The sequence below is a fragment of the Rhodoferax sp. WC2427 genome, from assembly GCF_040822085.1.
GTDB lineage: Bacteria > Pseudomonadota > Gammaproteobacteria > Burkholderiales > Burkholderiaceae_C > Rhodoferax_B.
On the sequence record NZ_CP162006.1, the window covers coordinates 3,542,232 to 3,560,204 of the forward strand.

Consider the following 17,973-nt stretch of genomic DNA (forward strand, 5'->3'; position numbering starts at 1 on the left):
TCCTCAGAAAGCGATGCTGGCGGTGAGCCAAAGGCGGTTGGTGGACAGGCTGCCGTCGGTGTCGGTCCCGCTGGGGGTGGCCAGCGGGTTGCTGCCGATGCGGTGGGCCCAGGTGCCCTGGATCTGGGTGCCGTGCGCGCCGTGCCAGGTGAGGGCCAGGCCTGCGCCTTGCAGGGTGATGCGGTTGCGGGCCAGTAGCGGCGTGGTGGTGGCGCTGGCGTAATGGTTGTGTTTGTACTGCTGGACCTGGCCCCAGTCGTAGAGGGCGCTGGCCTGCCACTGGGCGCTGAGGTCCTGGCGCAGCTCCAGGCTGGCCTGGGTGCCGGTGCTGCCGCCGCCTTCGGCATTGGGGTAGGCGCGCACGCCGTTGATGCCGCCCAGGTACAGTTTCTCGGAGGGGTCGAGGTTGGTGCTGGCGAATTGGCCGGTGGCCGATGCCATTAGCGACAGGCCGGGGTTCAGGGTTTGCAGGCGGCTGGCAGTCCAGCGCAGTTTGCTGTAGCGGCCCTGGGTGGCAACGGTTTGCGTATCGCCAGCGATGGTGCTGGCCGGCGAGCCGTCCAGGCTGAGGCGGCCGGTGCCCAGGGTCAGGCTGGCGCTGGTGGCTCCGCCGCCTTGCCAGCGGTCAAACTGGTTGCCGACCCACCCCAAGATGAGTGCCCGGCTGCGCGCGCGGCTGGTGGGCTCCAGCGTGCCCAGGGTCTGGTTGTCGTCGCGGTTCAACAGCCGGGTTTGCGCATAGCCCGCGGAGACCAGCCCACTGGCCACGGCGGTCCGTACCAGGGGGTATTGCACACTGGCACCCAGGGTGGTGCTACCGCCTTCGGGGGGCAGGCCGGTGGTGGTGTTTTGCGACTCCTGCACTTTGTAGGCCAGTACGCTGGCGGCGCCGACGATGCGCCAGCCTTGGTTGCCTACGGGCAGGCTGCCTCCCAGGCTGAGGTATTGGCTACCCCGGCTGGCGCTGCCGTAGAGGTTGATTTGCTCGCCCTGGCCCAGGGGCGAGAGTAGGCTGAGCTGGGCCGTGGCACGTTCGCTGCCCGTGGCGCGGTTGCCGCCGTTGTCCAGGCTGGCTTCGCCCCGGTAGGCCACGCTGGAGCTCAAGGCGACCACCACGTCGGTGCTGCCCGGGGTGTCGCTGGCCTGCAGGCTGCCGGTCACGCGCACACCGGGCAGGTCGTCGGCCAGCAGCAGAGCCCGCTCCAGCGCCAAAAGGTTCAGCGGTTGGCCTGCGGGCAGATAGTGCGCAAGCACCGCCTGGACTCGGCTGGCCAGGGCAGCACCCACAGGCGTTTCCGATGCCTGCAGCCGTACCTGGCCGACACGGGACTCGGTCACCGTGATCTGGACCGTACCGTCCGTGATGTCCTGGCCTGGCAGGCCCGCCCGGACCAGCCAGCCCCGCCGACGGTACACATCTTCCACTGCCGCAACCGCCTGGCGCAGATCGGCCATGCCGACCGGGCGATCCACCCAGGGGGCGAGCGCAGCCTGCACCTCAGCGGGGTCTAGCAGGGTGTTGCCCGTAACGACGAAGGTGCGCACGGTGGTACGTTGGGACGAATGGACCGGGAGGTCGGGCGCTGGCGATGCAGGCGCGACCGGCAGTACGCCGAACTCTGGCGTTTGCGCGGGAACGGCTGGCGCCAGGCGGCGCTGCTGCTCCAGCAAAGTACCCGCCCCGACAGGGCCCGTCGGCAAGCCTTGGGCCCGCACCGGGCACACGAGGCTGGCCACCAGCGAAACAATAAACCATGGGCATATCTGCTGCATATTCAAATTTATTGTTTGCGGCATTCGCAGTTATTTGGAGGAACCCGAGAAGCGAGAGCGAAGAACAGGCGCCGCCAGGCCACCGGTGTCGCGGCCATTTGTCTTGTAATATTTGGAAACTACTGTACACACAATGGCACAAAAAAGCGCGATTTTGTGCACAATCTCCGACGACTGTGGAGGGTTGTATGGCCTCGTCGGCCCGTTAAGGGGTGAGAACCCAGTTCTTGCGTGCGGACAGTACCGCGCCGGGGTATGGTGCTTTTCCCCGCGAGCCGTTGTAGCGGCCCAGACCCATGAACAGGTCGCCGCCCTCCCGGTCCAGGTAGTGGCGCAAGATCACGCAGCCAAAGCGCAAGTTGGTCTGCATGTGGAACAGTTTGGCCGGATCGCCATCGCCCAGCACCCGGGTCCAGAAAGGCATGACCTGGGTGTAGCCGCGCGCACCCACGCTGCTGACGGCAAATTTGCGGAAATTGCTTTCCACCTGGACCAGGCCCAGCACCAGGGCTGGCTCCAGGCCGGCCCGGTGGCTTTCGTACCAGACGGTTTCCAGAAACTCCCTGCGCACCGCCCAATCGGGCTTTTTGGACCGCAGGCGGTCGCTCATGGCCGCCAGCCAGCGCAAATAGGCCAGGCGGGCTTCGGTATTGGAAAACTCGGGCACGGGCGGCGCAGCGTTGTGCACCGCCGAACTCAGGGCCCCGCGCACGGCATCGGCCAGGGGCTCTTCAATTTGGCTCCCAGCCTGGGCCAATTCTATTTTTGATAGCAGCCCAAGCAGGCCACAAGAGCGCAGGACTGCATTTCTTCTGGTAATCCTGCGCGGGTCCAAAGCATCAGGCTCCGGTAGCGGGTGCCAACCGCGCTTGCACAAAAGCGAATACGTCACCCACCGCGACCTTGGTGGCGGCGGCATCGCGGCGGTGCTGGTATTCCACCTGGCCGTCTTTCAGGCCCTTGTCGCCCACGGTGATGCGGTGCGGCACACCGATCAACTCCCAGTCGGCAAACATGGCCCCCGGGCGCTCGCCACGGTCGTCCAGGATCACGTCCACGCCCGCGGCCAGCAATTGGGCGTAGAGCGTGTCGGCAGCGGCCTTCACGTCGGGGCTGCGGTCGGGGCTGATGGGGCAGACCACCACGGTGAACGGGGCCAGCGCGTCGGGCCAGATGATGCCGCGCGCGTCGTGGTTCTGTTCGATGGCCGCCGCAGGCAGGCGGGTGATGCCGATGCCGTAGCAGCCCATTTCCATGAACTGGGGTTTGCCGTTCACGTCCAGGAAGGTGGCGTTCATGGCCTGGCTGTACTTCGTGCCCAGGTAGAACACGTGGCCGATTTCAATGCCGCGCTCAATGGCCAGCACGCCCTTGCCGTCGGGCGAAGGGTCGCCCTCAACGATGTTGCGCAAGTCCGCAATCGCATCGGGCTCGGGCAGGTCGCGGCCCCAGTTCACGCCGGTGTAGTGGTAGTCGGCCTCGTTGGCACCGCAGACCCAGTCGGCCATCACGGCCACTTCGCGGTCGACCACCAGCTTGATGGGCAACTTGGAATTCAGCGGGCCCAGGTAGCCGGGCAGGCAGCCAAAATGCGCGTCGATCTCGGGGATGGAGGCAAAGCGGAAGCCGTCGCCCAGGCCGGGCACCTTGGCCACCTTGATCTCGTTCATGGAATGGTCGCCGCGCAGCAGCAGCAGCCACACCTGCACCTTGACCACCGCGCCCTGGTCGTCGAGTTGCTCGGTGGCCAGCACCAGCGACTTGACGGAATTCTTCAGCGGCAGGCCCAGAAACTCGGCCACGGCGGCGCACGTACTTTTGTCGGGCGTGAGCGTTTTGGTCAAGGCCTGGCTGGGGTCGGGCCGCGCGGCCTGGGGGGCCAGCGCCTCGGCTTTTTCCATGTTGGCGGCGTAATCGCTGGTGGGGCAGTAGACGATGGCGTCTTCGCCGGTGGCGGCAATCACCTGGAACTCTTCGCTCAGATCACCACCGATCGCACCGCTGTCGGCGGCCACGGCGCGGTAGGTCAGGCCAAAGCGGTCAAAGATCTTGCGGTAGGCCTGCGCCATGTTCTGGTAGCTGGCTTTGGCGGCATCTGGGTCGCGGTCGAAGCTGTAGGCATCTTTCATGGTGAATTCGCGGCCCCGCATCAGGCCGAAGCGGGGGCGGCGTTCGTCCCGGAACTTGGTCTGGATCTGGTACAGATTTTTCGGCAACTGCTTGTAGCTGCGGAATTCTTGCCGGGCAATGTCAGTGACCACCTCTTCGCTGGTGGGCTGCATCACGTAGTCGCGCTCATGGCGGTCCTTGAAGCGCAGCATCTCGGGGCCCATCTTCTCGAAGCGGCCCGTCTCTTGCCACAGCTCGGCGGGCTGCACCACGGGCATGGCCAGCTCGATGGCACCGGCGCGGTTCATCTCTTCACGCACGATGGCCTCCACCTTGCGAATGACCCGCAGGCCCATGGGCATGTAGCTGTAGATGCCTGCGCCCAGTTTTTTGACCATGCCCGCCCGCGTCATGAGCTGGTGGCTGACCACCTCGGCATCGGATGGCGCTTCTTTGAGCGTGGAAATGAGGAACTGGGAGGCTTTCATGGGCGAGTTTCAGGGCTAGTGGGGTCGGGAAAACAGGCTGTATCGCTTGATACACAGGTATCGCTGTGCATAATGGATACAGTTTAAAAATTGGGGTTTGATTATGCTTGACCGCGAAGGCTTTAGGCCTAACGTCGGCATCATCCTGCTCAACCAGAGAAATCAGGTATTTTGGGGCAAACGCATACGGACCCATTCTTGGCAGTTTCCGCAAGGTGGCATTGACCGGGGTGAAACCCCCGAGCAGGCCATGTTCCGCGAACTGCACGAGGAAGTAGGTCTACATCCTGAGCATGTACGCGTTGTGGCCCGCACCCGTGACTGGTTGCGCTACGAGGTGCCGGACCGCTTCATCCGCCGGGATGCACGCGGCCACTACAAAGGCCAGAAACAGATCTGGTATCTACTGCAATTGGTTGGCCACGACTGGGACCTGAACCTGCGCGCCACCACCCACCCGGAGTTCGACGCATGGCGTTGGAACGACTACTGGGTTCCGCTGGATGTGGTGGTGGAATTCAAACGCGGCGTGTACGAGATGGCGCTGACCGAGTTATCGCGCTTTCTGCCGCGCTGCGACTACCGCAACCGCTTCTTGCGCAGCAATATGCGGGGCCGCGATGGCGAAGGCTGCTTTGAAGAGTCGCAAGGTGCGCATTTCGAGCTGCCGCCGGGTGCCACCTTCGACCCGGACCCGCAGCTCAGCCATCCTTAGCAACGTGGTTACCGCCTAGGAGCTACCGCGACAGCACCAGGTTGTCGCGGTGCACCATCTCGGCTTCGGCCACATAACCCAGCAGGCTTTCAATCTCGCTCGACGGCTTGCGGCAAATCAGCCGCGCCTCGGCGCTGGCGTAGTTGGCCAGACCGCGGCCGATGGCGATGCCATGGGTGTCACGGATGGCGATCACGTCGCCACGCGAGAAATCACCTTCCACCTGTGTCATGCCGATGGGCAGCAAACTCTTGCCGCCGTCGCGCACCTTGGCGGCAGCACCGGCGTCCACCGTTACTGCACCACGCATCTGCAGATGGTCGGCCATCCACTGTTTGCGGGCCTGGGTTTTCTGGGTCTGCGCCACCAGCAAAGTGCCGATGGCTTCGCCGCGCGACAAACGCACCAGCGCGTCAGGCTCACGGCCCCAGGCAATCACGGTAGAGGCTCCCGAACCGGCAGCCCGCTTGGCCGCCAAAATTTTGGTGATCATGCCGCCGCGCCCCAGGCTGGAGCCGGCACCGCCTGCCATGGCCTCCAGTGCCGGGTTGCCCGCATGGGCCTCGTGCACAAAGGTGGCGGTGGCATCTTTGCGCGGGTCGGCGGTGAAAAGGCCTTTTTGGTCGGTCAGGATCACCAGCGCATCGGCCTCGACCAGGTTGGCCACCAGCGCACCGAGGGTGTCGTTGTCGCCAAACTTGATTTCGTCGTTGACGACGGTGTCGTTTTCGTTGATAACCGGCACCACTCCGTGCTGCAGCAGGGTCAGCAAGGTGGAGCGGGCGTTGAGGTAGCGCTCGCGATCGGCCAGATCGGCGTGGGTCAGCAGCACCTGGGCACTGCCCAGGCCGTTTTCGCGCAGCTTGGTCTCATACATCTGCGCCAGGCCCATCTGGCCTACGGCTGCGGCCGCCTGCAGTTCATGCACGGCACGGGGCCGGGTGGTCCAACCCAGGCGCTTCATGCCCTCGGCAATGGCCCCGCTGGAGACCATGATGACCTCGCGTGGGCGCACTGGCTGGTCTGCGGTCTCCCGCCCTTTGACCAGCACCGCCAACTGGCGGCACCATTCACCGATGGCCTGTTCGTCCAGACCCCGGCCCTCGTTGGTGACCAGGCTGGAGCCCACCTTGACCACGATGCGCCGGGCATCCCGCAATACCGTTGAAGCAAAAATAGGTGTCATTTAGGCATGTAGCGCTTATAAATAAAGCGCAAGCAGCTATGATTTTAGGAGTTACTCTTCGGCCGCGGTATCGGACGGCATCACCACAAACCGGGGGTCGATTTCCACCGGTGTTTGCTCGGCCAGTTGCTGCGCCTTGACGTGTTGGTAAATCGCTTTCACCAGCGGTTCGCAGCCTTCGCGGGTCAGGGCCGAAATTTCGAACACCGGGCCCTTGAACTTGAAGCGCTTCACGAAGTCTTTGACCAGGGCCGCACGCTTGTCGCTCTCGGCCATGTCCAGCTTGTTCAGCACCAACCAGCGCGGCTTTTTGTACAGGCCATCGTCGTACTTCTTGAGCTCACCCACAATGGCCTTGGCCTGCGCCACCGGGTCCACGGAGTCGTCAAACGGCACCATGTCCACAATGTGCAGCAGCAAGCGGGTGCGCTGCAGGTGGCGCAAGAACAGATGGCCCAAACCTGCACCTTCCGCGGCACCTTCGATCAGACCCGGCAAATCGGCCACCACGAAGCTTTGCTCGGGGCCGACACGCACCACACCCAGGTTGGGGTGCAAGGTGGTGAACGGGTAGTCGGCAATGCGCGGACGGGCGTTGGAAATGGCGGTGATGAAGGTGGATTTACCGGCGTTGGGCATGCCCAGCAGGCCCACGTCGGCCAGCACACGCAGCTCCAGCTTCAGGCTGCGCTTTTCGCCAGGCCAACCGGGCGTCTTCTGGCGGGGCGCACGGTTCACGGCGCTCTTGAAGCGCATGTTGCCAAACCCGCCGTCGCCGCCCTTGGCGATGGTGATGACTTCACCTTCGACCAGCAGCTCAAACAATTTCTCGCCGGTTTCGGCATCGGAAATGATGGTGCCGACCGGCATTTTCAAAATGATGTCGTCACCGGCAGCACCAAACATGTCGGAGCCCATGCCGTGCTCGCCACGCTTGGCATCGTGGCGGCGCGAGAAACGGAAATCGACCAGCGTGTTCAGGTTGATGTCGGCCACCGCGTACACGTGGCCACCCCGGCCACCGTCGCCACCGTTGGGGCCGCCGAATTCCTTGTATTTCTCGTGACGAAACGACACGCACCCTGCCCCGCCATCGCCTGCGGAGATGTCAATGAAGGCTTCGTCAACGAATTTCATACCGATTCCAATATCAAAATTGCGAGTCCTCTCGAAATATGATTCTCGGGCAGCATCTCTGCAAGCCCAAAATCAAATTTCCAGAAGCCTCTTGGGTGTCCCTGAAACACCGAAGCCCCGACGAGGCGGGGCTTCGGGGGGATCCAAGCGATCTATTTAACCAGGGCTTAGGCCGCAGGTGTAATGACGACTTGGTGCTTGTTCATCGAACCCTTGATAGCGAAGGACACATGGCCCGCCACCAAAGCAAACAAGGTGTGGTCCTTGCCAATACCGACATTGGTGCCGGGATGGAACTTGGTGCCACGTTGGCGAACGATGATCGCGCCTGCGCTCACCAGTTCACCGCCGAACTTCTTCACACCCAGCATCTTGGGGTTTGAATCACGCCCATTTCGCGTAGAGCCGCCGCCTTTTTTCTGTGCCATGACCTGTGCCCGTTATGCTGCAATCACGCCGATTTGCAGTTCGGTGAACTGCTGGCGATGACCTTGGCGTTTCATGTAGTGCTTACGACGGCGCATTTTGAAAATGCCCACTTTGTCGTGCTTGCCGTGAGCCACTACCGTGACCGTAACCGTTGCGCCGGAAACCAAGGGGGTGCCAACCTTGATCTCGCTGCCGTTGCCGACTGCCAGAACCTGATCAAACACAATCTCTTGGCCTACGTCCGCAGCAATCTGTTCTACTTTAATTTTTTCACCAGAAGCAACACGATACTGTTTGCCTCCGGTTTTTATGACCGCGTACATACTTGACCTCTTCACTAAATCTGCAGACGGATTTCCACAGAGCCTTAGATTCTAGCATTGTCCGGCGCTTACCACTAATCGCGTTGTTTTGGTGGGCAATTTGCAGCTGCGAACTTCCTATAATTGCGTAACTAACCGTTTTTTACCTTGTCCGTCAATTCCTCCCGAACCGCCGCCGCCCTCGCCCTCATTGCCGATGACATGCGCGAGGTGGATCTAGTGATTGCACAGCGCCTGGCCTCTGGCGTACCGCTGGTGGGCACCGTATCGCAGTACATCATTTCGGCTGGCGGCAAGCGCCTGCGGCCTGCAATTTTGCTGTTGATGTGCGGAGCCCTGGGCTATACCGATGCGCAGCGTTTCAACATGGCCGCCGTGGTGGAATTCATCCACACCGCCACCCTGCTGCACGACGACGTGGTGGACGAATCCACCCTGCGCCGGGGCCGCCCCACCGCCAACGAGGCCTTTGGCAACCCGGCCAGCGTGCTGGTGGGCGACTTTCTGTACTCGCGTGCCTTCCAGATGATGGTCGATGCCAAAGACATGCGCATCATGCAAATTCTGGCCGACGCCACCAATGTGATCGCCGAGGGCGAGGTGATGCAACTGGTCAACATGCACGACGCTTCGCTCGACGAAGCTGCCTACCTGCGCGTGATCCGCTCCAAAACCGCCAAGCTGTTTGAAGCCAGTGCCCGGCTGGCCGCCATCCTGTCCCACAGCACACCCGAGGTAGAGGCCGCCTGCGCCGCCTATGGCCAGGCACTGGGCACGGCATTCCAGGTGATTGACGACGTGCTCGACTACGACGGCGATGCCGCCGAAATGGGCAAAAACCTGGGTGACGACCTGCGCGAAGGCAAGGCCACCCTGCCACTGATTGCAGCCATGCGGCGCGGCAGTGCGGAGCAATGCGCCTTGATCCGCGGCGCTATTGAAACCGGTGAAACCGAACGCTTGGACGAAATTATTGCGATTGTCAAAAGCACTGGCGCGCTGGACGTAACGCGCCAAGCCGCCGCCGCCGAGGCGCAGCGCGCGGTAGAGGCCACAAAGCACTTCCAGCCCAATGCCTACACCGACGGCTTGCTACAATTAGCCGCGCAATTATTGGAACGCCGCTCCTAGCGCTGCGGCGTAACCACCAGCTTTATCGGGGTGTAGCTTAGTCAGGTAAAGCGCTACGTTCGGGACGTAGAGACCGGAGGTTCGAATCCTCTCACCCCGACCACCCAGGTCACCCCCACCAGCCAAACAGCAGGGGCATCAGCAACGACGACAGCACGGCCTGCATGCCCAGCGCGATGCCGGCGTAGGCACCGGCGTCCGGGTGCACCTGCAGCGCCCGCGCCGCGCCGATGCCGTGGGCCGCCGTACCCAAGGCAAAGCCGCGCACCGACCAGGCATCGATTTTCAGCAGGTTGAACAGGTACTTGCCCGACAAGGCCCCCACCAGCCCGGTCAGCACCGCAAACACCGCCGACAGCGCGGGCACACCGCCGATGCGTTCGGCAATGCCCATCGCCACGGCGGCGGTCACGGATTTGGGGGCCAGCGAACGCACCACATCCCCCGGCATGCCCAGCGCCCAGGCAATGGCGACCGCGCTGCCCGCTGCCGCCGTGCCCCCGGCCAGGGCGGCCAGCGTCAAGGCCACGCCGCGTCGGCGCAATTCGGCACGGCGCAGCCACAGCGGCCAGGCCAGCGCCACCACCGCCGGGCCCAGCAGCACATGCACAAACTGCGCACCCGCAAAATACGACGGATACGGCGTGCGGGTGGCTACCAGCACGCCGCCCAGCACCACCACCGACCACAGCACCGGGTTGGCCCAGGGCGCCCGCCCACACCGGTCGTACACCGCCTGCGCGGCGGCGTAGGTCAACAGCGTGGCGGTCAGGCCAAACAGCGGTGTGGCCGACAAAAACACCCACAGTTGGACGAAATCAGCCATGGGCGTCCTTGTTCACCGGGTCGTCCCGCAACAAAGCCCGCAGCACCAGCGCCGTCACCGCCAGGCCGATCCAGGTGGACAGCACAATCACCACCAGCAACTGCACGCCGTACTGCGACACCAACGCCATGTGGGTGATGACGCCCACCCCCACCGGGATGAACAGCAGCGACAAATGCGCCAGCAACAACTCTGCCGCGGCCGCCACCGGCTCGCGCACCCAGGCCAGGCCCAGCGCCGGAAGCAGCAGCACCAAACCCACCACCGGCCCCGGAAACGGCAGCGCAAAGAAGTGCGCCAGCCCCTCCCCGGCAGCCTGCAGCAGCAGCAGATAGGCCAACCCCCGCAGGGCCATCATGGCGCGAGAGCTCCACGCATTGCGTGGGTGCTAACTCCCGCGCTGAAATCCTGTGTTGTTTGCATAGTTGACGCTGTAAGTTGATTGAAAACTGCGCACCGCCTATTGGATGATGGCCCTACCCAATCGCAGCACAAGGATACACAGCATGGCAGATTTGTTCGACAACCCGATGGGCCTGATGGGCTTTGAATTTGTGGAGTTCGCATCGCCCGCCCCTGGCGTGCTGGAGCCGGTGTTCGAGCGCATGGGCTTCACCCTGGTGGCCAAGCACCGCTCCAAGGACGTGGTGTTGTACCGCCAGGGCGGCATCAACTTCATCGTCAACCGCGAGCCCAAAAGCGTGGCCGGGTACTTCGCCGCCGAGCACGGCCCCAGCGCCTGTGGCATGGCGTTTCGGGTGAAGGACTCGCACCACGCCTACCGCCGGGCGCTGGAGCTGGGTGCCCAGCCCATCGAGCTGCACCCCGGCCCCATGGAGCTGAACCTGCCCGCCATCAAGGGCATTGGCGGCGCGCCGCTGTATTTGATCGACCGGTTTGAAGACGGCAAATCCATCTACGACATTGACTTTGACTTCATCGACGGCGTGGACCGCCACCCCGTGGGCCACGGCCTGCAGCTGATCGACCACCTGACCCACAACGTCTATCGGGGCCGCATGGCGTTCTGGGCGCACTTTTACGAGCGCATCTTCAACTTCCGCGAGATCCGCTTCTTCGACATCCAGGGCGAGTACACCGGCCTGACCTCCAAGGCGCTGACCGCCCCCGACGGCAAGATCCGTATTCCGCTGAACGAAGAAGCCCGCCAGGGTGGCGGGCAGATCGAAGAATTTTTGATGAAGTTCAGCGGCGAAGGCATCCAGCACATCGCGCTGATCTGCGACGACCTGCTGGCCACGGTAGACCGCCTGGCCCTGGCCGGGGTGCCGCTGATGACGGCGCCCAGCGACAGCTACTACGAGATGCTTGATGGCCGCCTGCCCGGCCACGGCCAGCCGGTGACAGAGCTGCAAACGCGCGGCATCCTGGTGGACGGATCGACGGAGGGCGGCACACCCCGCCTGCTGCTGCAGATCTTCTCGCAAACCCAGCTCGGCCCGGTGTTCTTCGAGTTCATCCAGCGCAAGGGCGACGAGGGCTTTGGCGAAGGCAATTTCAAGGCCCTGTTTGAATCGCTGGAGCGCGACCAAATTATCCGTGGCGCATTGGAGACCGCATGAAAATAGACCGCATCCACCACGTTGCCTACCGCTGCAAGGACGCCAAAGAAACCGTGCTGTGGTACCAAAAAATGCTGCACATGGACTTTGTGCTGGCGATTGCCGAAGACTTTGTGCCCAGTACCAAAGCCCCCGACCCCTATATGCACGTGTTTCTGGACGCAGGCCAGGGCAATGTGCTGGCGTTCTTCGAGCTGCCCACCCAGCCCCCCATGGGCCGCGACCCCAACACCCCCGCCTGGGTGCAGCACATCGCCTTCCGGGTCAAAGACCGGGCCGAGCTGCTGGAGTTCAAGGCCCATCTGGAGGCGAATGGCGTGGACGTGCTGGGCGTGACCGACCACGGCGCCTTCCACTCCATTTACTTCTTCGACCCCAACGGCCACCGGCTGGAACTGGCCTGTCCCGACCCGGAAGAGGCCGCCACGCTGGCCCGGCTCGACGCGGTGAAATGGGAGATGCTGGAAGAGTGGTCCCAAACCAAGCGCGCCCCGCGCCACGCCGCCTTTTTGCACCACCGGGAGACCGCGGCATGACGGCGGCGGACCTGCGCAGCTGGGTCGCCTCGGCCAACGACCCGGCCAGCGACTTCCCCTTGCAGAACTTGCCGTTTGGCCGCTTCCGGCAGCACGGCGACTGGCGCATAGCTGTGGCCATTGGCGACCAGGTGCTGGACCTGCGTGCCGCCGGGCTGATAGACCACGGCGACATGCAGCACCTGATGGCGCAGCCAGCGCAAGCCCGCCGCAGCCTGCGCCAGGCCCTGGTGGACGGCCTCACGCTCGGTAGCCCCCAGCAAGCGCAGTTCCAGGCCGCGCTGCACGCCCAGGCAGAGGTGGAACTTGGCCTGCCCTGCGAGATCGGCGACTACACCGACTTCTACACCAGCATCCACCACGCCACCACCATCGGCAAACAGCTGCGGCCCGACAACCCACTGCTGCCCAACTACAAATGGGTGCCCATTGGCTACCACGGCCGCGCCTCCAGCATCGTGCCCAGCGGCACGCCCTTCCACCGGCCCCACGGCCAGACCAAGGCCCCTGACCAGGCCGCGCCCACCCTGGGCCCCAGCCGCAAGCTGGACTACGAGCTGGAGTTGGGCCTGGTGATCGGCCAGCCCAACCCGCTGGGCCAGCCCATCCGCATGGACAGCGCCGAGGAGCATGTGTTTGGCGTGGCGCTGTTCAACGATTGGAGCGCGCGCGACGTGCAGGGCTGGGAGTACCAGCCGCTGGGGCCGTTTCTGGCCAAGAACTTCGCCAGCACGCTCTCGCCCTGGGTGGTGACGCTGGAGGCCCTGGAGCCGTTTCGCGAGCCGCACGTCCGCCCCGAAGGCGACCCTTTACCCTTGAATTACCTGCTATCGCCCGCCAATAGGGCGAGAGGTGCTATCAATATTGAACTAGAGGTGTGGATTCAGACGGCACAGATGCAGGCCGCGGGCCAGGCGGGCGACCGGCTGTCGCAGTCCAACTACCGCGACGCGTACTGGACCGTGGCGCAACTGGTGGCGCACCACACGGTGAACGGCTGCAACCTGCGCGCGGGCGACCTGTTTGGCACCGGCACGCTGTCCGGCCCCCGCCCCGAGCAAGGCGGCTCGCTGATGGAGCTGAGCGCAGGCGGCAAGCAGCCCATCACCCTGTCGAACGGCGAAACCCGCAGCTACCTGGAAGACGGCGATACGGTCATCCTGCGCGCGTATTGCGAGCGCGCAGGCTATCGGCGTATCGGCTTTGGCGAATGCCGGGGCACGGTGCTGCCCGCGCGGGAGCTGTAGGCATGCTGGTGCTGCACACCTACTTTCGCAGCTCGGCGGCCTACCGGGTGCGGATTGCGCTGGCGCTCAAGGGGCTGGCCTACCAGTCGGTGCCCGTGCATTTGCTGCGCGGTGGCGGCGAGCAGCACAGCGCCGCGTTTGCCGCCCTGAACCCGGCGGAGCTGGTGCCGGTGCTGGTGGACGGCAGTGTCACGCTGACCCAGTCGCTGGCCACCATCGAGTACCTGGACGAGTTGCACCCTGCCCCGCCCCTGCTGCCCGCCGATGCAGCAGGACGCGCCCGGGTGCGCGCCCTGGCCCAGCTTATCGCCTGCGAAATGCACCCGCTGAACAACCTGCGCGTGCTGCAGTACCTGGAAGGCCCGCTCAAACTGGACAAGGAGGCCCGATCCGCCTGGTACGCCCACTGGGTGGGGCTGGGCTTCCAAGCCCTGGAGGCGATGCTGCAGGATCCGCGCACCGGCACGTTCTGCCACGGCGACACCCCCACGCTGGCCGACTGCTGCCTGGTGCCGCAGCTCACCAACGCCGAACGCTTCCACGTGCCGCTGCAGGCCTACCCCCAGGTGCGCCGCATCGGCGCGGCCTGCCGGGCGCTGCCCGCGTTTGCCCAGGCCGCGCCCGAAGCGCAGGCCGACGCTACCTGACTTCAGTGCCGCGCAGCAGCCCCAGGGCGGTTTCAAAGTCAAAGCCTTGCACCGCATCGCGCAACGCGGTGAAGCTGCCCGGGAAAGCCGCCTGCAACAGCCCGGCGTGGCTGGCCAGCAGATCGACGGCCTTGCCTTCGTCGTTCTCCAGCAGAGCCACCAGCTGGTTGCACACGCGGCGCAGCTGCGCCGGGTCGACTTCCACCGGGGGCGGCACCTCCACGGTAGGCAGGCGGCGCTGCAACTGGGTCAAAAGTGCATGCAGCGGCTGCACCACGGCCAGCGCCAGCAGTTGCACCGTGTGCATCGCCACGCGCTTGCGCAAGGCGTCTTCCAGCTGGCCGGCGTGGGCCTGCAGGTCGGCCGCACCCAGGCTGCCCGATACGCCTTTGCAGGTATGGGCCAGCCGCTCGGCCTGGGCGTAGTCGCCCGCGTTCAGGGCGGCTTGCAGCTGGGTTTCCAGGTTGTGCTGGTTGCGCACAAACAGGCGCAGCATCTCCAGGTAGACCTGGGGCTTGCCATTGGCGCGGCGCAGGCCCAGGGCGGTGTCCAGCCCCGGAATCCCCTCCATGCGGGCCAGCAGTCCCTGCGCGGAAGCAGACTCCTGCAGGGGCGGGCGACCGGGCTCAGCCTGGGGCGGCACCCCCCGCTGGTGCGGCGGCACCCAGCGCAGCAAGGCGGTCCAGAGTGCCTCGGGGGCAATCGGCTTGGTCACCACGTCCCACATGCCCGCAGCCAGGCAGGCCTCCTTGTCCTGCTGCATGGCGTTGGCGGTCATGGCGATGATGGGCAACTGGGCAAACGCAGGCAGTTGGCGGATGGCGCGGGTGGCCGTCACGCCGTCCATCACCGGCATCTGCATGTCCATCAGCACCACGTCAAAGGTTTTGGCCTGCACCTTGTCGAGCGCGATCTGGCCGTTGTCGGCCACATCCACCACAAAGCCCGCCGATTCCAGCAGTTCACGGGCCACATACTGGTTGAACTCGTTGTCGTCCACCAGCAGCACATGGGCTCCGTGGATGCTGGCCAGGCTGTCGGCCAGCGGGGCTGCGTGGTCCGGGCGCTGGATCGCAGGGTCGGTCTCGCCCTCCAGTGCGGTGCGCAGGACGGCGAGCAGCGATGCCTTGTAGATCGGCTTGACCAGCACGCCGTCCACCTCGCCCGCCTGCATTTGCTGGCCCAGTTCGTCGCGGCCAAAGGCCGTTGCCATGACCAGCCGGGGCCGTGGCGAGAGCTGCAGGGCGTGGATGCGGCGGGCGGTTTCCAGCCCGTCCATGTCCGGCATTTTCCAATCAATAAAAACCAGGTCTATCGCCCGTCCATTCAGCGCAGCAAGCTCTATTTTTTGTAGCGCCTCGGCGCCCGATGCAGCGCTGTCCACCTGCAGCGGCAGGCCCGCCAGCATGTCGCACAGCAGGCTGCGGGCATGGGGGTGGTCGTCTACCACCAGCACCCGGCAGCCTTGCAGCACGGCAGGGTTCCACACGCCACTGTCCGGCAAGGTCTGGGCGCCCTCCAAGGTGCCCAGATCGGCGGTAAACCAAAAGCTGCTGCCCACACCGGGGGTGCTGGTCACGCCCACCTGGCCGCCCATCAGTTCGGCCAGTTTTTTGGAGATCGACAAACCCAGCCCGGTGCCACCGTACTTGCGGGTGGTGGAGGCATCGGCCTGGTGGAAGCTTTGGAACAGGCCCTCGATCTGGCGCGGGGTCAACCCGATGCCGGTGTCCTGTACCGCAAAGTGCAGCTGGATGCGGCCATTCTGCGGCGGTACCTGCACCCGCACCACCACGCGGATGTCGCCGGTTTCGGTAAATTTGACGGCGTTGTTGGCAAAGTTGATGATGACCTGCCCCAGCCGCAGCGGGTCGCCCAGCAACTGCCGGGGCACCTCGGGGGCCACGTCGAACAGGAACTCCAGCCCCTTGTCGATGGCCTTGCCCGAGACCAGATTGGACACATTGGCCAGCAGCACGTCGAGCACAAACGGCACCTGCTCCACCTCCAGCTTGTCGGCCTCGATCTTCGAGAAATCCAGAATGTCGTTGATGATGCCCAGCAGGTGCTGGGCGGAGGTGGCCACCCGCTCGATGTACTGGAACTGGCGCGGATTGAGCTCGGTCTGCAGTGCCAGTTGCGACAGGCCGATGATGGTGTTCATCGGGGTGCGGATTTCATGGCTCATGTTGGCCAGAAAAGACGACTTGGCCTTGGAGCCCTCTTCGGCCAGAAGTTTGCTCTGCTCGACCTGGGCCATCATCTCCTGCTGCCGGTCGTAGGCGGCACGCAGCTGGACCGCCGACTGTTCGCCACGCGCCAGGTCTTCGGCCAGGCGGTTGGCGATCAGCGCAAAGCTTTGGCCCACTTCGCCGAACTCGTCCTTGCGGTCGATGGGCAGGGCCAGCCGGGTGTTGGCATCGCGGTTGCCCGCCGCCCGGGTAAGGGCCTGCTTGAGCGCATCGATAGGCCGCAACACCAGCACCTGCATGCCGTACGACAACGCCAGCAACAGCAGCAGCACCAACACCACCATCTCCAGCACCCGGGCCCACACCAGCCGGCGCAAGGCGGTCTGGATTTCTTCATGGGTGGTCACCACGGTCACAAAACCCAGGGCCTGCAACGAGCCATCGCGGTCGATGGACAGGGGGAACTCCAGGGTGTCTTCCAGGGCCGGTTGCTTACCCGCCTGGGGCGACGCGGCACTGGCAAAGGGCGCAGCCCCCTTGTCTTCACGTACCACGATGCCCAGCACCGGCGGGTGGATCTCGGCGGCCAGGTTGCGGTCCAGGGTTTCCTTGTCCAGCCGCCACATGGGCGAGGCCAGGTTGATCTCCAGGCGCTGTTGCAGCAGGGTGCGGTTGGCCTCGTAGCGCTCCAGCAACTGGGTGCGGCTGTCCGTATACGACAGCACGCCAAACACGCCCAGCAGGCCCGAGACCAACAGGGCGAACAGCAGGTTCAGCCGAAATCGGATGCTGTGGCGATTCACGTGGTTGCTGCGCTGGTAGCCCTGGCAAAACAGAAAGAGGGTGTGCCCGTCATCCCATCAGCGCGGCAGCCCCAGGCGTTGCTTGAAATCTGCGTACATCTTGTCGTACCGGCCACTGGCCTTGAGTTCCAGCAAGCCCGCTTCAAAGAGATCGGCCATGCGCTTGCCGTCGGGGTGGGTCTTGGAAAAGTTGAGCCAAAACCCGTCTTTGCTGATCAGGCCCACCTGCTTGACCTTGCCGCTCAGGCTGGCGTCGTTCTTGATGCGCAGCATGCCGGGCATGGTGTTCAGGATGACGTACTGCACCCGCTTGGCCAGCAGCATCTTGAGCAGGTGCTCGTCCGAGTTGGCTTCGAACTTCTTGATCTTCTTGTTCTGCATGAAGTCGGTGGGGTAGGTGTAGCCGGTGGTGATGCCCACGGTGCCACCTTCCAGCCCCAGCGTGGTCAAGCCGGTCTGGGGGGTGTCCGCCAAGGCGAAAATCGCCAGGCCCTCTTCAAAGATCGGGGTTTTGTGCCAGTAGAACTCGTCCTTGTTCTCGTCGGTGATGGTGGTGTCGAAGCAGGCCACGGCCTTGGCGGTCTTGACCATTTGCAGGCAGCGCACAAACGGCACCGCCACCATCTTCACATCGACCCCTTTGAGCTTGAAGACCGCCCGCACCAGATCGGGCGAAAACCCCTCCGGCCCCGACTTGTCGGCCTTCATGGACGAGTACGGTGCCCAGTCGTCCTCGGCGGCAATGGTGATGGTGGGATTCTGGGCGCAAGCGGCGGTTGCAAGACCCCAAGCACACAAACCGACCTGTAGACGCTGGATGAAAGACATGGTGGGCTCCTTGGCGCAGC

Annotated in this window: 17 protein-coding genes and 1 tRNA gene; 7 read left to right on the forward strand and 11 right to left on the reverse strand. The window is 64.3% G+C overall.

Translation table 11 applies throughout. The annotated features are described in order from the left end of the window. Positions 1-3: 3 nt before the first annotated feature. The 3 genes from AB3G31_RS16540 to AB3G31_RS16550 all read right to left on the reverse strand — a co-directional run bounded on the left by AB3G31_RS16540 (position 4) and on the right by AB3G31_RS16550 (position 4,370). On the reverse strand, positions 4-1,737 hold the full coding sequence (locus AB3G31_RS16540; protein ID WP_367847174.1) for a ShlB/FhaC/HecB family hemolysin secretion/activation protein: 1,734 nt from the start codon (positions 1,735-1,737) through the stop codon (positions 4-6). A 241-nt stretch (positions 1,738-1,978) separates the two neighbouring features. Continuing rightward, complete coding sequence (locus tag AB3G31_RS16545) at positions 1,979-2,572, reverse strand: lytic transglycosylase domain-containing protein (RefSeq protein ID WP_367850367.1); 594 nt, start codon at positions 2,570-2,572, stop codon at positions 1,979-1,981. Between the two features lie 40 nt (positions 2,573-2,612). Then, a complete protein-coding gene (locus AB3G31_RS16550) occupies positions 2,613-4,370 on the reverse strand; it encodes a proline--tRNA ligase (RefSeq protein WP_367847175.1) in 1,758 nt (585 codons plus the stop codon). A gap of 103 nt (positions 4,371-4,473) precedes the next feature. Between AB3G31_RS16550 and AB3G31_RS16555 the strand changes: the two genes are divergently transcribed. Beyond that, positions 4,474-5,085 (forward strand): RNA pyrophosphohydrolase, encoded by a 612-nt coding sequence (locus tag AB3G31_RS16555; protein WP_367847176.1) that lies wholly within the window; start codon positions 4,474-4,476, stop codon positions 5,083-5,085. 22 nt (positions 5,086-5,107) lie between these two features. On the opposite strand, the gene proB is transcribed toward AB3G31_RS16555, so the two are convergent. From proB to rplU, 4 genes are all read right to left on the reverse strand, one after another. Further along, entirely contained in the window at positions 5,108-6,271 is a 1,164-nt protein-coding gene (proB, locus tag AB3G31_RS16560) for a glutamate 5-kinase (RefSeq protein WP_367847177.1), read from the reverse strand. A gap of 51 nt (positions 6,272-6,322) precedes the next feature. Continuing rightward, complete coding sequence (gene cgtA, locus AB3G31_RS16565; protein WP_367847178.1) at positions 6,323-7,408, reverse strand: Obg family GTPase CgtA; 1,086 nt, start codon at positions 7,406-7,408, stop codon at positions 6,323-6,325. A gap of 167 nt (positions 7,409-7,575) precedes the next feature. After that, complete coding sequence (gene rpmA / locus AB3G31_RS16570; protein ID WP_315429619.1) at positions 7,576-7,836, reverse strand: 50S ribosomal protein L27; 261 nt, start codon at positions 7,834-7,836, stop codon at positions 7,576-7,578. Between the two features lie 12 nt (positions 7,837-7,848). Continuing rightward, positions 7,849-8,160, reverse strand: coding sequence for a 50S ribosomal protein L21 (gene rplU, locus AB3G31_RS16575; RefSeq protein WP_295960805.1), 312 nt, complete (start codon positions 8,158-8,160; stop codon positions 7,849-7,851). A 147-nt stretch (positions 8,161-8,307) separates the two neighbouring features. Between rplU and AB3G31_RS16580 the strand changes: the two genes are divergently transcribed. Further along, positions 8,308-9,291 carry a polyprenyl synthetase family protein gene (locus tag AB3G31_RS16580; RefSeq protein ID WP_367847179.1) on the forward strand — a complete coding sequence of 328 codons (984 nt, stop codon included), beginning with the start codon at positions 8,308-8,310 and terminating at the stop codon, positions 9,289-9,291. Between the two features lie 26 nt (positions 9,292-9,317). Then, a tRNA-Pro gene (locus AB3G31_RS16585) sits at positions 9,318-9,394 on the forward strand. A 6-nt stretch (positions 9,395-9,400) separates the two neighbouring features. Here AB3G31_RS16585 and AB3G31_RS16590 read toward each other — a convergent pair. Together AB3G31_RS16590 and AB3G31_RS16595 are read right to left on the reverse strand one after the other, a co-directional pair. Beyond that, positions 9,401-10,117, reverse strand: coding sequence for an LrgB family protein (locus AB3G31_RS16590; protein WP_367847180.1), 717 nt, complete (start codon positions 10,115-10,117; stop codon positions 9,401-9,403). Further along, positions 10,110-10,475: a CidA/LrgA family protein gene (locus AB3G31_RS16595; protein ID WP_367847181.1), complete on the reverse strand. Its 366-nt coding sequence runs from the start codon at positions 10,473-10,475 to the stop codon at positions 10,110-10,112. Before AB3G31_RS16595 ends, AB3G31_RS16590 begins: the two co-directional genes overlap by 8 nt. 148 nt (positions 10,476-10,623) lie before the next feature. On the opposite strand from AB3G31_RS16595, the gene hppD reads away from it, so the two are divergent. From hppD to maiA, 4 genes are read left to right on the forward strand one after another with little or no spacing between them, the layout of a single operon-like run. Further along, positions 10,624-11,700, forward strand: coding sequence for a 4-hydroxyphenylpyruvate dioxygenase (gene hppD / locus AB3G31_RS16600; protein ID WP_367847182.1), 1,077 nt, complete (start codon positions 10,624-10,626; stop codon positions 11,698-11,700). Then, on the forward strand, positions 11,697-12,236 hold the full coding sequence (locus AB3G31_RS16605) for a VOC family protein (RefSeq protein WP_367847183.1): 540 nt from the start codon (positions 11,697-11,699) through the stop codon (positions 12,234-12,236). The genes hppD and AB3G31_RS16605 overlap by 4 nt, the downstream gene beginning before the upstream one ends. Further along, complete coding sequence (fahA, locus tag AB3G31_RS16610; RefSeq protein WP_367847184.1) at positions 12,233-13,483, forward strand: fumarylacetoacetase; 1,251 nt, start codon at positions 12,233-12,235, stop codon at positions 13,481-13,483. Before AB3G31_RS16605 ends, fahA begins: the two co-directional genes overlap by 4 nt. Positions 13,484-13,488: 5 nt before the next feature. After that, complete coding sequence (maiA, locus tag AB3G31_RS16615) at positions 13,489-14,130, forward strand: maleylacetoacetate isomerase (RefSeq protein WP_367850368.1); 642 nt, start codon at positions 13,489-13,491, stop codon at positions 14,128-14,130. Here the strand turns inward: maiA and AB3G31_RS16620 are convergent. After that, complete coding sequence (locus AB3G31_RS16620; protein ID WP_367847185.1) at positions 14,123-17,125, reverse strand: response regulator; 3,003 nt, start codon at positions 17,123-17,125, stop codon at positions 14,123-14,125. The genes maiA and AB3G31_RS16620 overlap by 8 nt on opposite strands. A gap of 57 nt (positions 17,126-17,182) precedes the next feature. After that, positions 17,183-17,953 (reverse strand): substrate-binding periplasmic protein, encoded by a 771-nt coding sequence (locus AB3G31_RS16625; protein ID WP_367847186.1) that lies wholly within the window; start codon positions 17,951-17,953, stop codon positions 17,183-17,185. Positions 17,954-17,973 lie beyond the last annotated feature (20 nt).